At 60.4% G+C, this 14,739-nt stretch carries 14 protein-coding genes; 5 read left to right on the top strand and 9 right to left on the bottom strand.

Annotated elements, in window-relative coordinates; genetic code table 11:
* Window positions 1–31 precede the first annotated feature (31 nt).
* Window positions 32–703: a DUF3313 domain-containing protein gene (locus LOY68_RS15005; RefSeq protein WP_265045574.1), complete on the bottom strand. Its 672-nt coding sequence runs from the start codon at window positions 701–703 to the stop codon at window positions 32–34.
* A 214-nt stretch (window positions 704–917) separates the two neighbouring features.
* Between LOY68_RS15005 and LOY68_RS15000 the strand changes: the two genes are divergently transcribed.
* A complete protein-coding gene (locus LOY68_RS15000) occupies window positions 918–3,278 on the top strand; it encodes a tetratricopeptide repeat protein (protein WP_265045573.1) in 2,361 nt (786 codons plus the stop codon).
* Between the two features lie 160 nt (window positions 3,279–3,438).
* Here the strand turns inward: LOY68_RS15000 and LOY68_RS14995 are convergent, their stop codons facing one another.
* The 3 genes from LOY68_RS14995 to LOY68_RS14985 form a co-directional block, all read right to left on the bottom strand.
* The gene (locus tag LOY68_RS14995; protein ID WP_265045572.1) at window positions 3,439–4,407 is read right to left on the bottom strand and encodes a hypothetical protein; all 969 of its coding nucleotides are present in this window, start codon (window positions 4,405–4,407) and stop codon (window positions 3,439–3,441) included.
* 144 nt (window positions 4,408–4,551) lie between these two features.
* The gene (locus LOY68_RS14990) at window positions 4,552–5,031 is read right to left on the bottom strand and encodes a DUF934 domain-containing protein (protein ID WP_265045571.1); all 480 of its coding nucleotides are present in this window, start codon (window positions 5,029–5,031) and stop codon (window positions 4,552–4,554) included.
* Entirely contained in the window at window positions 5,028–6,701 is a 1,674-nt protein-coding gene (locus LOY68_RS14985; protein ID WP_265045570.1) for a nitrite/sulfite reductase, read from the bottom strand. The genes LOY68_RS14990 and LOY68_RS14985 overlap by 4 nt, the downstream gene beginning before the upstream one ends.
* Before the next feature lie 385 nt (window positions 6,702–7,086).
* On the opposite strand from LOY68_RS14985, the gene ccoN reads away from it, so the two are divergent.
* From ccoN to LOY68_RS14970, 3 genes are all read left to right on the top strand, one after another.
* On the top strand, window positions 7,087–8,514 hold the full coding sequence (ccoN, locus tag LOY68_RS14980; protein WP_163909925.1) for a cytochrome-c oxidase, cbb3-type subunit I: 1,428 nt from the start codon (window positions 7,087–7,089) through the stop codon (window positions 8,512–8,514).
* A gap of 8 nt (window positions 8,515–8,522) precedes the next feature.
* Window positions 8,523–8,744 (top strand): hypothetical protein, encoded by a 222-nt coding sequence (locus tag LOY68_RS14975; RefSeq protein WP_054046514.1) that lies wholly within the window; start codon window positions 8,523–8,525, stop codon window positions 8,742–8,744.
* Between the two features lie 128 nt (window positions 8,745–8,872).
* Window positions 8,873–9,259 (top strand): putative Ig domain-containing protein, encoded by a 387-nt coding sequence (locus tag LOY68_RS14970; RefSeq protein ID WP_163909923.1) that lies wholly within the window; start codon window positions 8,873–8,875, stop codon window positions 9,257–9,259.
* Window positions 9,260–9,283: 24 nt separating this feature from the next.
* Here the strand turns inward: LOY68_RS14970 and LOY68_RS14965 are convergent, their stop codons facing one another.
* Window positions 9,284–9,778, bottom strand: a complete 495-nt coding sequence (locus LOY68_RS14965) for a hypothetical protein (RefSeq protein ID WP_163909922.1) — start codon at window positions 9,776–9,778, stop codon at window positions 9,284–9,286.
* Between the two features lie 70 nt (window positions 9,779–9,848).
* Window positions 9,849–10,610 carry a helix-turn-helix domain-containing protein gene (locus LOY68_RS14960; protein ID WP_265045569.1) on the bottom strand — a complete coding sequence of 254 codons (762 nt, stop codon included), beginning with the start codon at window positions 10,608–10,610 and terminating at the stop codon, window positions 9,849–9,851.
* Between the two features lie 79 nt (window positions 10,611–10,689).
* On the opposite strand from LOY68_RS14960, the gene LOY68_RS14955 reads away from it, so the two are divergent.
* Entirely contained in the window at window positions 10,690–11,382 is a 693-nt protein-coding gene (locus tag LOY68_RS14955; protein WP_265045568.1) for an aspartate/glutamate racemase family protein, read from the top strand.
* Window position 11,383: 1 nt separating this feature from the next.
* Here the strand turns inward: LOY68_RS14955 and LOY68_RS14950 are convergent, their stop codons facing one another.
* The 3 genes from LOY68_RS14950 to LOY68_RS14940 all read right to left on the bottom strand — a co-directional run bounded on the left by LOY68_RS14950 (window position 11,384) and on the right by LOY68_RS14940 (window position 14,733).
* Window positions 11,384–11,905 (bottom strand): GNAT family N-acetyltransferase, encoded by a 522-nt coding sequence (locus LOY68_RS14950; protein ID WP_265045567.1) that lies wholly within the window; start codon window positions 11,903–11,905, stop codon window positions 11,384–11,386.
* A gap of 443 nt (window positions 11,906–12,348) precedes the next feature.
* Window positions 12,349–13,329 carry a LysR family transcriptional regulator gene (locus tag LOY68_RS14945; protein WP_163909918.1) on the bottom strand — a complete coding sequence of 327 codons (981 nt, stop codon included), beginning with the start codon at window positions 13,327–13,329 and terminating at the stop codon, window positions 12,349–12,351.
* Window positions 13,330–13,524: 195 nt separating this feature from the next.
* A complete protein-coding gene (locus LOY68_RS14940; protein ID WP_265045787.1) occupies window positions 13,525–14,733 on the bottom strand; it encodes a DSD1 family PLP-dependent enzyme in 1,209 nt (402 codons plus the stop codon).
* Between the last annotated feature and the right edge of the window lie 6 nt (window positions 14,734–14,739).

The raw sequence follows: 14,739 nt of genomic DNA, 5'->3' as shown, positions 1-14,739 counted from the left end.
GAGCGGGCTTGCTCGCGAAGCTCTTAGGCTTTTATTTAGACTTGAGTTTCAGATACGACTGATGCAAATCCGAAGCCCAACCATCGATCACGCTTTTAACGTCGTCGGCCTTCATCACCTGAGTGTCGTTCTCCAGCGGTTTGCCGGTGCCTTTTCGCACAACCTGGGCCACCACGCTGTTGTTGTCGCCATCGAGGAACACCGCTTCCGTGGCCAGGGTAGTTTCCTGATCACGAATCCCGCTGGCCGTGCTGACCGCCGCTGCCACTAACGCAATCGGGATCACTTCATAAGGCTTGAGGCCTTCGGTCTTGCTGCTGACCGCTGTAATCGCCGCACGCACCACGATCACGCCAGGCCCGGGACCGGCGGCCAATGGCAGGGATTTACCCAGTTCGCGCTTGAGCGCCTGGTCGTAGTAACCGGTGATGCCGTTAAGCGTGGCCTGGGGGATTTTCACCGTGGCTTGCGGCTTGGGATAGAGCTGGGTCGGCTCGATGTAGACGCTGGTGAATTTGTCGATTTTGAGTTTAGGGTCCATCCAGCGCATGACCTCGGCGCCCGACGGCGACTTGGCTTCCTTGAGCTGGCTGTAGTCCTTGAGAAACCCCGAATACTGGTCAGGTTCGACCACTTTACTGGAGCAGCCGACCACCCCGATCGAGGCGATGCACAGTGTGCTCATCATTAACGCAAGCTTCATTCTGTAACTCCTGTAAGAGGATCGATAACGCAACGGGACTAGGTAGTTATAGCCAAATATCAATTATCTGCCGCCAGCATCACGGAAGATTCATCTAAGGCTGTGGCTCAGCGCACAAAGCTCATTTGACAGACGCGTGCCATCCGGCAAAGCTGCACCGAGCTTCAAAAAGCGCGCCCTCAGCGGCCAACGCACTCGGACTATGGAAGTCGCAATGCCGAAGCATAAAAATAAAGCTGTAAACCCAAACCCTGATTCGCAACCGACCCTGATTAACCGCTACCTGTTTCCCGTCACCATCGGCGTTTTGCTGCTGGCCGTGGCGGCGATCGGCTGGTTTCTGTTCCATAGCAGCACACCGACTCCGCCCAAGCCTGTCGCGGTCAGCGCGCCGGTCGTGCAACCGATTAAACCGCTGGTGGCTGCGGCCCCGGCGACGATGGTCGATGAGCAGCAATGCCAGGGTTGCCACACCGAGCAGGTCAAGGACTGGCAAGGCTCCCATCACCAATTGGCGATGCAGCCGGCCACCGCCGAAACGATGCTGGGGGACTTTAACAACGTCACCTTCAAGGCCGAAAAAGAGACCACGGTGTTCTCGCGCAAGGGTGAGGATTTCTGGGTCAACACGCCGGGGATCGACGGCAAGAATGCCGATTTCAAAGTCGCCTACACCTTCGGCATCGCGCCGCTGCAGCAATACCTGATCGAGGTCGGCGAAGGTCGCTTGCAAGCCTTGGGCGTGGCGTGGGATACCGAGAAGCACCGCTGGTTTCATCTGTATCCGGGCCAGGGGGTGAACTTCAAGAACCCGCTGCACTGGAGCAAACCGAGCCAGAACGCCAACTTCATGTGCGTCGAGTGCCACATCACTGGTTACAAGCGCAATTTCGATGCGGCAAAAAACACTTTTGAAAGCCACTGGAACAGCCTCGGTGTCGGCTGTCAGGCCTGCCACGGTCCCGCGTCCAATCACCTGGAATGGGCGGCGAAAAAAACCGATCTGATCCACGCCGGTTTTGCCGTCGATCTCAAGGACAAGAACGCCACCGTCGAGCTGGAAACCTGTGCGCGCTGCCACTCGCGCCGCGCACCGTTGGGTGATAGCTACACCGTCGGCAAACGCTTGATGGATGACTACCTGCCGAGCACCCTCACCCGCGAACTGTATGCGCTGGACGGCAAGATCAAGGACGAAGTGTTCGAACACGGCTCCTTCGCCCAGAGCAAAATGTTCGACAAGGGCGTGCGTTGCAGCAACTGCCACAACCCGCACAGCACCGAGCTCAAGGCTCCGGGCAACGGCGTGTGCCTGCAATGCCACAACACCGCCGGCAAGACTGCGGTGGAAGGCGTCGATGGCAAAGGGCTGCAAGCGAAGAATTACGACTCCATCGAACACACCCGCCACACCATGGGTCAACCGGGTTCGCAGTGCGTGGATTGCCACATGCCGGGCAAGTTCTACATGGGCAACGACTTCCGCCATGACCACAGCTTCAGCATTCCCAACCCTGAGCGGGCGGCGAAACTCGGCACGCCGGACGCCTGTTTGACCTGTCATCAGGGCAAGGCCGGGGACAAGGTCACCGAGCAGTTCAAACTGTGGAACACAGCCAACGCATCGCCGGTTCAGGCGCCGCGCTACGACGAAAGCCTGTGGCTGATCCGCAATGGTCAACCGGGCGCCGCACAAGCCTTGTACGAGCAGTTACAACGCAGCAACCTGCCGGCGATCCAACGAGCGACCCTGCTGGCCGAGCTGCCGCTGTACCCGAGTGACCAGGCACTGAAACTCGCGACCAGCGACCTGAGCAACCCGGCGCCGCAAGTGCGTGAAAGCGCGGTACGGGCGATCAGTGCGTTCCTGCCGCCAGCCGAACGCGCGCCGCTGCTGACGCCATTGCTCGGTGATCCGGTGAAAGCGGTACGGATCGTCGCTGCCCGGGATCTGCTGAACGTTGCCCGCAACGGTTTGGGCAATGCCCAGGCCAATTGGAACGCGGCCATTGCCGAATACGAGGACGTGCAGAAAAGCCTGGCAGAACGCGCCGAAGCCAACCTCAATCTGGCGATGCTTTATCAGGCCAGTGGTCGCACGGAAGAAGTCGAACCGCTGCTTCGCGCCGCGCTCAAGCGTGATCCGGACTTCTACCCGGCGCTGGTGACGCTGGTGCAATGGCTGGAGGCCAGTGGCCGCGGTTCTGAAGCGCAAACGCTGCTGGAGCAGAGCGTCAAGGATCACCCGGACGCCGCCCTGCTGGTACACACCCAAGGCCTGTCGCTGATTCGTGCGGGGAAAACCGCGCAAGCCATGCCGTTGCTGCACAAAGCCGCCACGCTGGAACCCCAGAGTGCGCAGTACGGGTATGTGCTGGCGGTGGCGTTGCATGACAGTGGCAAGGTGGATGAGGCGTGCCTTGAGCTGGAACGGCTATTGAAAGTGCAGCCGGCGAATCGGAATGCGCGGTTGTCGTTGATCCAGTATTACCTGGAGAACGGCCAGGAGCCGAAGGCCCAGGTGTTGTTGCAGGGCTGGAAGAAAATGAACATGGGAGATCCGGCGTTGAAATAACCTGCCCCGTAGCAGCTGTCGAGCACCGCGAGGCAGCGTTCGGCGGCGAAGCCGTCGTGAAATCAGGCGGCGCGGTTTTTCAGGTAAACCGCGTGCACAGGTTTTGCGACGGCTTCGCCGCCGAACGCTGCCTCGCGCTGCTCGACAGCTGCTACGGGATTCACCAGGTCGACCCACTCCGCGCCGCCAATTCCCGCCGACTATGAGCCCGCATCGCCTTCACCAGCGACACCGTCCCCACCAGCAGAATCGCCGCGCCAAACAAGAAATCGATGTTGTACAACTGGAAGTCCTGCAACGGCCCCACCAGCAACACCCGCACCGCAGCAACCCCCACCAGCGTGGCCAGAAAGTCGATCCCCGGTTCATCGCGATAAAACACATGCATCAGCGGCAGGCAGATCACCAGCAACAACAGCAGCACAATCACCTTGAACGAGCCTTTGCGCTCGACGCTAAACGCGCATTCCGTGGTCGCGTAAGGCTTGTAATCCTCATCGCGCACCAGCGGACTTTTCTCGTTGATGTACTCCGCGCGGTTGTATTTCTGGATTGGCGTAAAGGTGTTCGACATTTCCATCACGGTGGTGATGTGGCGGAAACGCAGGTCGATGCGCTCGTTGCCCTTGAGGTAATACAGCACCGGCTTGTAGCCGTAGCGGTAAGTGTCGAAGGGAAAGTCGGTGGTGCGACCCTGTACGCTGATCGGTCGCGGCTCCAGTTCGGCGTAGGCGCTTTTGTTGTCGGCGGCGAGGTTGCGGCTCAGGGGTTTGATCCTGACCTGCTCAAGGAAGATCGGCGCGGCGCCGAACGACCATTGCAGCGGTTCCAGACGCAGGCGCAGTTCGTTGCGGCCCAGGTCATAGCGATTGAAGGTGCGTTCGGAAACGATCACCGAACCACCGAGCATGAACTCGCCGCGCAGGTTGTTGGTGACGCGCAGGGTCAGTTGATCCTTGCCCAGGGACAACGCATCGGCCGACGGCGGCGTGCCGCACCAGGCGGTGCTGTCATAGGCCCCACCCAGCTGCCCGCCGCGGTTTTCCTGGAACACGTAGATGTAGCCGCCCCACAGGGTCAGCATCAGCAGAAATGCCGTCAGCCCCAAAATCTTTTTACCAAAACTCACAACGCCAGACTCCCTTCTTGATTTCGTCCATGTAGCCAATGCAGCGGACTCTACCAAAATGCCAGTACTGGCCCAAGCAAAAACACTCCCTGACTACGCCCTGTAGCAGCTGAGGAGCAACGCGAGGCAGCTGCTACAGAAAGCTCAGCGGCGCCGGAATAATGGACGCGGCTCAATCACCGAACGCCCATACAACACGCTCATCCCCGCCAGCCCCTTGAGCGCATCTTCAGCCGACTTGTCCTCACGCACCGCAAAACTATCAAACCCGCATTGGCGCATATGACTCAACTGATCGCGCAACACATCTCCAATCGCCCGCAACTCACCACTCCAACCCAATCGAGTGCGCAGCAGATACGCCTGGCTGTAACCACGACCATCGCGAAAGCTCGGAAAATCCAGCGCAATCAACGGCAGCATGTTGAAACAGGATTTCAGGCTTTCAACCTCATCGTCCGGCCCGAGCCAGACAGCGTGTCGCGCCGGGTTATCCAGCCAGCGGGCCAGCGGCAGAATCAAGCGTCCCGCCGGCAATTCAGCGTCGATTTCCCGTACCAATGTCCACGGGTCATCCAGATCAATCCGCGCCACACCCTCCTCCAGCCGCAATAGGTTAATCATGCCGACACCTCCAGCACTTTCGGATAAACCCGTTCCTTAAACGGCTCCAGGCCAATGCGTTGCACCGTATCGACGAACAATTCCTCACTTTCGCGGTAACGCACGAAGGTGCTGATGATCCGCTCAATCACATCCGGCACTTCAGCGGCGCTGAAGGACGGGCCGATGACTTTGCCCAACGAACTTTGTTTACCCTGAGCGCCGCCGAGGGTGATCTGGTACCACTCGCTGCCATTTTTATCGACGCCGAGGATGCCGATATTGCCGATGTGGTGATGGCCGCAGGCGTTCATGCAGCCGGAGATGTTGAGGCTGATATCGCCCAGGTCGTGCAGGTAATCCAGGTCTTCGAATCGGCCTTGAATGGCTTGGGCGATAGGGATCGATTTGGCGTTGGCCAGCGCGCAAAAATCTCCGCCAGGGCAAGCGATGATGTCGGTCAGCAAGCCGATATTGGCGCAGCCCAGGCCTTGGTCGCAGGCCAGGCACCACAGCGTATACAGGTCAGCCTTGGTCACGTCCGGCAGCACGATGTTCTGTTCGTGGGCGATGCGGATCTCGCCGAAACCGAACTGCTCGGACCAGTCGGCCACCGCGTCCATCTGCTCGGCCGTGACGTCCCCCGGCGGAGCCGCGATCCCCGGTTTGGTCGACAGCACGACGCTGGCGTAACCCGGCACTTTGTGCGGCTGCACATTGCGCGCGACCCAGCGGGCGAATGCCGGGTTCTGCGCCAGGCGCGTGCCGAAATCCAGGTCGGTGCCCGCCAGCGTTTTATACATCGGCGGGACGAAGGCACTGGCCACGCGCTCATATTCGACGTCGGTCAACTGCGCCGGGCCGTCCTTGAGGTGTTGCCACTCCTCTTCCACTTCCTTGGCGAAGGCTTCGATGCCGAGGGCTTTGACCAGGATCTTGATCCGCGCCTTGTACTTGTTGTCCCGCCGGCCGTGGCGGTTGTAGACCCTCAGCACCGCTTCGACGTAGGACAACAAATGCTGCCACGGCAAGCCCTCGCGAATCTGCAAACCGAGGATCGGCGTACGCCCGAGGCCACCGCCGACGATCACTCGCAAGAGCATTTGCCCGTCGGCGCCGGGGTAAAGGTAGAGGCCGATGTCATGCATCATGATCGCCGCACGGTCCTGTTTCGCCGAGCAGATAGCGATCTTGAACTTGCGCGGCAGAAACAGGAATTCCGGGTTGATGGTCGACCATTGCCGGAGGATTTCCGCCAGCGGACGCGGGTCGATCAGTTCGTCCGCCGCGACCCCGGCGAAGGCTTCGGTGGTGATGTTGCGCACGCAGTTGCCGGAGGTCTGGATCGCGTGCATTTCCACCTGGGCCAGGCGTTCGAGGATGTCCGGCACCTGGGCCAGTTCGATCCAGTTGAACTGCATGTTCTGCCGGGTGGTGAAGTGACCGTAGCCACGGTCGTAATCCCGGGCGATGCTCGCGAGGGTGCGCATCTGCCCGGCGCTCAAGGTGCCATAGGGAATCGCCACCCGCAGCATGTAGGCGTGCTTTTGCATGTACAGGCCGTTTTGCAGGCGCAGCGGCAGGAACTCTTCTTCGCTCAATTCACCGGCCATGAAACGCTCGACCTGATCGCGAAACTGCGCGACCCGTTCGAACACCAGCGCCCGGTCATAGTCGTCGTACTGATACATCTCGCTACCTCATCAGGGTTGATCGGGCTCTGCACAACCCCTGTGGGAGCGAGCCTGCTCGCGAAGGCGGCGGCACATTCAACATTGATGCTGACTGACCTGGCGACTTCGCGAGCAGGCTCGCTCCCACAGGGGTTGGCGTGATCTTGGAGTTCTATGGCCCGTTTTTGATGAAGCGACTATGAACCTGCGGCGCAGCGCGTTACAGATCCACCTAAAAGCTAAAAAACCGTATCAGAGCGCGGCAGATGGCCGCAGGAATGCTCCATATCTGATCCGCATAAATCGAGTTTTCCTGAGTCTGTTTTGTTTCCTGCGAGGTTTCTACAGTGCATCCCATGCCAGACCGGGTGGCCTGGCAAGACTTTGCATGGATGAACTGACCATGAGCACAGCAACAATCGGACAGGCCTACAACTACAAGGTCGTCCGCCAATTCGTCGTGGCAACCATCGTCTGGGGCGTGGTGGGCATGGCCATGGGTGTGTGGATCGCCTCGCAACTGGTATGGCCCGAGATGAACCTTGACCTGCCGTGGACCACCTTCGGCCGCTTGCGCCCGCTGCACACCAGCCTCGTTATTTTCGGCTTCGCAGGCAGCGCGCAATTCGCCGCCAGTTACTACGCAGTACAGCGGACCTGCCAGGTGCGGTTGTACTCGGACACCCTCGCGGCGTTCACCTTCTGGGGCTGGCAATCAGTGATCGTGATCATGCTGGTCAGCCTGCCGCTGGGCTACACCACCACCAAGGAATACGCCGAGATCGAGTTCTCCGGCGCGGTGTGGATGACCGTGGTGTGGGTCGCCTACGCCATCGTGTTCTTCACCACCGTGGTGCAGCGCAAGACCAAGCACATCTACGTCGGCAACTGGTTTTTCGGCGCGTTCATCGTGGTGATTGCCATGCTGCACGTGGTCAATCACCTGTCGATTCCGGTGGACTGGTTCAAATCCTATCCGGTGTATTCCGGGGCCACCGACGCCATGGTCCAGTGGTGGTACGGGCACAACGCGGTGGGCTTTTTCCTGACCACCGGGTTCCTCGGGATGATGTATTACTTCGTGCCGAAACAGGTGGGTCGGCCGGTGTATTCCTACCGGTTGTCGATCGTGCATTTCTGGGCGCTGATCACCCTCTACATCTGGGCCGGTCCGCACCACTTGCACTACACGGCGCTGCCGGATTGGGCGCAATCCCTTGGCATGGCGATGTCGCTGATTTTGCTGGCGCCGAGCTGGGGCGGGATGATCAACGGGATGATGACGCTGTCCGGCGCCTGGCATAAGTTGCGCACCGACCCGATCCTGCGTTTCCTGGTGTTGTCGCTGGCGTTCTACGGCATGTCCACATTCGAGGGGCCGATGATGGCGATCAAGACTGTGAACGCCCTCTCCCACTACACCGACTGGACCATCGGCCACGTCCACGCCGGGGCCCTCGGCTGGGTGGCGATGATCACCTTCGGCGCGATCTACCACATGGTGCCGAAAGTCTTCGGCCGCGAGCAGATGTTCAGCACGCCGCTGATCAACCTGCACTTCTGGCTGGCGACGATTGGCACGGTGCTGTACATCGCGTCGATGTGGGTCAACGGCATCACCCAGGGCCTGATGTGGCGCGCGATCAACGACGACGGCACGCTGACCTACTCCTTCGTCGAGGCCTTGCAGGCCAGCCATCCGGGGTTCGTCGTGCGGTTTACCGGCGGCGTGTTCTTCCTCAGCGGCATGCTGCTGATGGCCTACAACACCTGGCGCACCGTGCGAGTGGCGGACGTGTCCATGGCCGAGCGCGAAGCGCAGATTGCGTGAGGTTTGAGATGATCGAGATGGCGTTGAATCTGTTGGGGGTCGTCGGGTTTTGGCTGGCAATCGAGTATTGCCTGAAACACCAGACACCCGAGAGCCTCGAGGACGCGAGCCTGATGCCATTCGCCGATGACCCGGAGGTGGCGCGACGGGTTGAGTTGGCGACGGGGAAAAAGGTGAAGGCGGTGGCGCCGGAAGAGGCTAAGCCGGGGTGGGGGAATTTGGAGGTTTGAATGCCCGGCTTGCGGGGAGGATCGATGTATTCGCCGACAAGGTGCAGAAAGACGCTCGTTCCTGAACAGTTGATTGGTCTAGACTCTGCCCGCTTAAGCCAGGGAAGTATCAAATAGAAGAACTCACCATGAAACGTGCTCTTTTCTCGATTATCGCGCTCTCGTTGCTGCTGAGCGGCTGTGAGCTAAGCACTCTGGCGAGTTGCTCCGGGCGTGCACCGCTGACGATTCAACCCGACAACCTCGTCAGTGCTACAACCGGCAAACCTTATCGCGTCAGTGTCGAGGTAGAAAGACCGAACATCGCCGTCGCCGGGTTCTATGTCGACCCGGCGCAGCCACTGCCTGAAGGATTGAAACTGGTTTATGAAGAGGGTCAGAACCATGCTGATATCGTCGGCACACCAACGAAACCCGGACGCTATGAAGTCTCGATCTACCTCAACACTTACGGCACCCAGTGCACCGGCCAAGCGGCGCAACGGACCTACACGCTAAACGTCGATAGTGATTAAGACCCCACAGCGTCAAGTACTCGATCAACCGCGCTCGCGGGGGATCAGGCTCTGCAACTGCTGCGCCAGGAAGTTCGCGTCGAAGCTAAAGGTGTCCGGGTCTTTCAGCCCGTTGGTCTTGCGCCATTGCCAGCTCGCAGACGGCGGCAGGCACACCAGGGAAATGCTGCCGTAACGCGCAGCGGTCAGGCCCATCACCGCCAGGGAAATCTGGCCACCGGCGCCCATCACGTCCGGCACGAACTCCACTGGTTTGCCGGCGATTACCACCGTCAGCTTTTCGGTCTTGAAGGTCGAGGTCTCGACCGGCACGCTTGGGCCGGATGCGACGTAGACTTCGCGGCTCACTTCCAGCAGGTTCGGCGTCTGGACCGGTTCCAGCCAGTGCTGGATCTGATCGAACAGCTCACCAATGCGCGTCGCCCACACGGCCGATTGCGATTCAAACAATTGCTTCTTGTGCGCTTCGCTTTCTGCGTAGTGACGAAGCATCTCGCCCAGTTGCTGTACGTTGTCCATTGCGGTGTTCCTTTGGTTGAAGCAGTGCTGCGGACTTTGAGCATGGCAGATGCCGGCGGCCGGCGTACGACTAAAAGCGTGAGCGGTACTGGCTGGGGGTCATGGCCAGGTGTTTGCGAAAGGCGCTGCCCATGTGCGACTGATGAGCGAACCCGGCGTCGAGGGCGATGCTGGCCAGGGGCAGATCGGTTTGCTCGATCATCCGGCGCGCAGCCTGGAGCCTGACTTCGATCAGGTAGGCGTGGGGTGTGAGGCCGATGGTGCGGGTGAAATCGCGCAGAAACCGCAGCTCGTTGTGTCCGTAAGTGACGGCCAACTGCTCCAGGCTCAGGGGTTGATGGAACTGCTCGGCGATTTGATCAAGGACTCGGGTGAAGGCTTTGGGTGTGGTTCGGGAATCGACTTGCACACTCGCCTGCCCCACCAACTGCAATGCCGCTTGTTCGAGCGCCAGACCGTCAGGTTGCGGGTTGAGCATCAAGCGGCGCAATGTCCGAGCCAGCCCCAGTGCCTGAACGTGCCCCGGTGACTGCACCCGATGGTTAACCGCAGGCAGATGCTGCCGGGCAAACGGTTCATCCAGCCGCAGCAACAGGTATTCACCGCCGCTGGCAGATTCGGAAAACACTTCCACGCCGACCGGGGTATGCGCCAGGACGCCGGGCAGCGTGTCGAAGTCCACCCGATGGTCGGAATCGATGGCGTGCACGCCTTGCTGGCGCTCCAGAGTCACGCCGAGCGTGTGCCACTGCGCCGGGTCCCGGGCGCTGTAAGCGGCGCGGGGCAGCAGGTGCAGGCCAATTTTGTTGCCCAGCAGGCTTTGGCTCAGCATGTGAAATTTCCTGATAGATCGAAGCGCGGATCCACGGGAGACTCTCTATCAAAGGGTTGCCAAAAAACAGGAGCACAGCATGCGCACCATCGGCCTTATCGGCGGCATGAGCTGGGAGTCCAGCGCCGAATACTATCGCCTCATCAACCAGCAGGTTCGGGACCGACTCGGTCCGCTGCGTTCGGCGCAATTGCTAATGTACAGCGTCGACTTCGGGCCTGTCGAACAGGCCCAGCACGCCGGGCGCTGGGACGATGCGGCGGCGATTCTGGTGGATGCCGCGCGCAGGCTGGAAGCTGGCGGCGCCGAGTGCGTGGTGCTGTGTACCAACACCATGCACAAGGTGGCCGGGCAGATTCAGGCGGCGATCGGCATTCCGTTCCTGCACATCGCTGATCCGACCGGTCAGGCGGCAGTCGATGCCGGCGCGCTGAAAGTCGGGTTGCTGGGCACCGCGTTCACCATGGAGCAGGACTTTCTCAAGGATCGCCTGATAGCCAAGGGACTGACAGTGCTGGTGCCGGACGTCGAGGAACGTCAGGTCGTGCATCGAATCATCTACGACGAACTGTGCGTCGGCGTGATCAGCGATGCGTCGCGCCAGGTTTATCAGCAAGTCATCGAATCGCTGACCCGACGTGGTGCCCAGGCGATCATCCTCGGCTGCACGGAAATCGGCCTGCTGATCAAACCGGAGCACAGCGCCCTGCCCCTGCTCGACACCACCGAACTGCACGCGCAGGCGGCGGTGGCGTTCGCATTAGGCGAGTGACTCAACCGGCCTTGGGCGTGGCACGCAGACGCGCCATGCTCAAGGCATCCACCAGCACGCCGTCGCGCACGGCGTAGTCGCGAAACAGGCCTTCGTCTTCGAAACCGAACTTGCGGTACAACCCGATGGCTGCGGCGTTGTCGGCATACACCGAGAGTTCGACCCGGCGCAGGTTCATCCAGTTGTCAGCGATGTCCAGCGCCGTGGCCAGCAATGTCGAACCGACACCCTTGCCCTGCCATTCCCCGGCGACGCCCATGCCAATGCTGCCGGCGTGGCTGCGGCGGATCCGCGAGAACTGTTCCAGCCCGATGCTGCCAATGACCGCCCCCTGATACAGCGCCACCAGTTGCACCACCCGCTCGTTGTCCGGCATCAGGCGTTTGCGCCAGACTTCGGTGGATTGAAAGGGCATTTGCAGGACCTGACGGGTAATCGCCGGGTCGTTGTAGAGCGCGGTGATGCCGTCGATGTGGGATTCGTTGAAGCGCTGGAGAGTGATGCCGGGGTCGATGGTCGGCATAGCGATTCTTCCTGGAGTGGCCGCTCACTCTAAACCGCGATCTACCTGCGTGGCGAGATCCAAAATGTGGGAGCGAGCTTGCTCGCGAATGCGGTGGGTAAAGCAATATCAATGTCGACTGGAAGACCGCTTTCGCGAGCAGGCTCGCTCCCACAGGAGATTTGGGTGGGTCGCAAATACTGCATCTTTTGGAGATCCAGTGTGGGAGCGGGCTTGCTCGCGAAGGCGGTGTGTCAGGCAATATAAATGTCGACTGGAACACCGCTTTCGCGAGCAAGTCGAATCGTCGCACCGCCGCTCCCACAGGGGATTTGGGTGGGTCGCAAATACTGCATCCTCCAGTGTGGGAGCGAGCCTGCTCGCGAATGCGGTGGGTCAAGCAATATCAATGTCGACTGGAAGACCGCTTTCGCGAGCAGGCTCGCTCCCACAGGGGATGTGCGTCAGCTTTCGAACCAGTCCTGCCGCTCATGGAAGGTGTGGCGGATCAGTTCGGCGAGTTCTTGCACCTCGGCTTGTCCTTGGGATTCGGCATTCACCGCCAGCCACGCCTGGCGCTGCATCGGTTCGCTGAACAACCCCGGCAACGCAATCAGCGCGCGGTCAAAACGGCTGATGTAACCGGGCAACAGGCCGATGCAGGCGCTGCACCGGATCATTTCCAGCATCAGTTCGTAGGACTGCAACTGCACGACCCCGGCCAGACGCTGTTCCACCAGACGATTCCAGGGCCCGAAGCTGTCGATTTGCCGGTCGTGCTGCCAGTGCACCAGCATGAAATCCGCGAGTTCATCGAGGCTTTCCGGGCGGGACGTGACCCGTGAATAGCGTTTGGCGATGTGCGGAAAGTAGTCCAATTGCGCGAGACGTTGTGGCTCATCGGTCGCGAACGTCGGCCCGGGCAACGGCGTGTCACCAGTGCCCAGCCACAGCACCACATCGGCACTGACGGCTTGCAAGGCGAGTTCACTGTCCAGCGAGATGATTTCCAGGCGCACGCTGGCATTGCGCCGCAGCAGCGCGATCAGGTCGCGGCCGAGGATGTCATGCAGGATCGACTCGGCCACCGCCAGCCGAACCAGCGGCTGCTCGACCAGCGGCAAGGTGCGTTCGTGGGCCAACGCGATCAGTTGTGCATGCAGTTGCAACCCTTCACGGCTGAGGCTCAGGTTGCTGCCCTGAAAGTTGAACAAGGTGCGCTGCAACTGCGCCTCCAGTTTCGCCAGTTGTTTACGCAGCAACGTCGTCCTGACGTTGAGGCTGCGCGCCGCTTGCATGAAACAGCCGCACCGGGCGCTGACCATGAAGTACTGCGCCACCTCGGCCTCGATCCCGGCTGCCAGCGCCAGCCAGGATTCGGATTTCGCCTCGGGGTAGCGGTAATCGCTCGTGTTCTGAGCTCCTGCGGGTTCTGCAAATGCCATTGATGACTCCCTGTCGTACTTGTTCGTCGAGCTTCCTTTTCTGATTGTTGCTGGAAGATGCTGCACTTGTGTGTCAGTAGCGTTTGAAGATCAAAAGATCGCAGCCTTCGGCAGCTCCTACAGGGGTTCCGTGCGCATCACGTGTGCGCACGGTCTATGTAGGAGCTGCCGAAGGCTGCGATCTTTTAACGATGTTCAGGAATAAACCGGCCACGTGTCGATAATCCTGCCGCCCCGCACCGCCAGCAAATCACCGAACTGCAACAACACCGATTCCGTCTGGGTCGGACGCAGGAACACTTGATCCTCCACCACCAACCCCACGGCGCTGGAGCCGTTGACCATTTCCTGATTGGAACTGCGCCCGTACACCCCGTTGCTCTGCAAACCCTGGGGCGATTCGAACTCGGCCATCCAGTTGCCCCCATAGATGAAAAACGTCTCGCGCTGATTGGCGTCCCACCACGAGAACAGCTTCGACTTGCCATCCAGCGCCGGAATATTCACCGCTCCAGTGCTTTTCAACACCGGCGTGGCGATGTACGCCGCCGGCACATGGTCCACCAGCGATGGCAAGTCGTAGTGCGTCGGCTTGAGCATCGCCGTGCCCACCGACACTTCGCTGCTCAGTTTTTCCTGCTCGTGCATGCGATAACTCGGGCTGCCAGCAGTGTTGAGCGTCAGCCCTTCGCGCCACAGGCCGGGATATTGCTGACGGGTGAAATCGACGCAGCGGTTGTAGATCACCATGACTTTGCCGAACAGTTCTTCGGGCGAACCCAGGATCCCCGGCACGCCCATGCCGACGAACGGGTCGTAGCCCATGAACCCGGCGAACTCGAGGTTTTGCGGATTGGCGCTGATCAGCGTCAGCATCTGCCCAAGAACGCCCACATCGCTGACGCCGCCACGGTGCAGGCCGACGTCCAGTTCGATGTTCACCCGAAGTCGCGTGCCCAAGCCTTGCGCGAGTGCCAGGTATTGCTGGAGCCGCTCGGGGGTGTCGAGCAACCACTGCAACTGCTTCGACGGGTCGAACGGCCCTTTGTGCATTTCATAAAACAACTGCGCCGAACGTACCGGCAGCGGTTTGCCCAACAGGATATCCGCGTCGGGAAACTGCACAGCGTCATGGTTGAGAAACGGCTGGTGAAACGACATCAGGCGCTTTGTGCCGGCGCGCTGGGCGATGTACGTCAGCAGCCCCGGCGCCGGCAGGGATTTCTCCACCAGGCGCAGGTGTTTGCCGGCACGTTGGACTGACTGCGTCACCACATCGATGTTGTGATCAAGGCGATCCAGATCAATCAACATCACCGGGCGCATCGGGCCGTGCTCCTTCAGTTCGAGGTTAAGCGCGCGGAAATAATCGCTGTAGGGACCGCCCCGATCCCCCGGTCGCAGCCATGC

Origin of the sequence: Pseudomonas sp. B21-053 (genome assembly GCF_026016365.1) — a bacterium.
GTDB classification, from domain to species: Bacteria; Pseudomonadota; Gammaproteobacteria; order Pseudomonadales; family Pseudomonadaceae; genus Aquipseudomonas; species Aquipseudomonas nunensis.
This window is presented reverse-complemented; position numbering and strand designations above follow the sequence as displayed.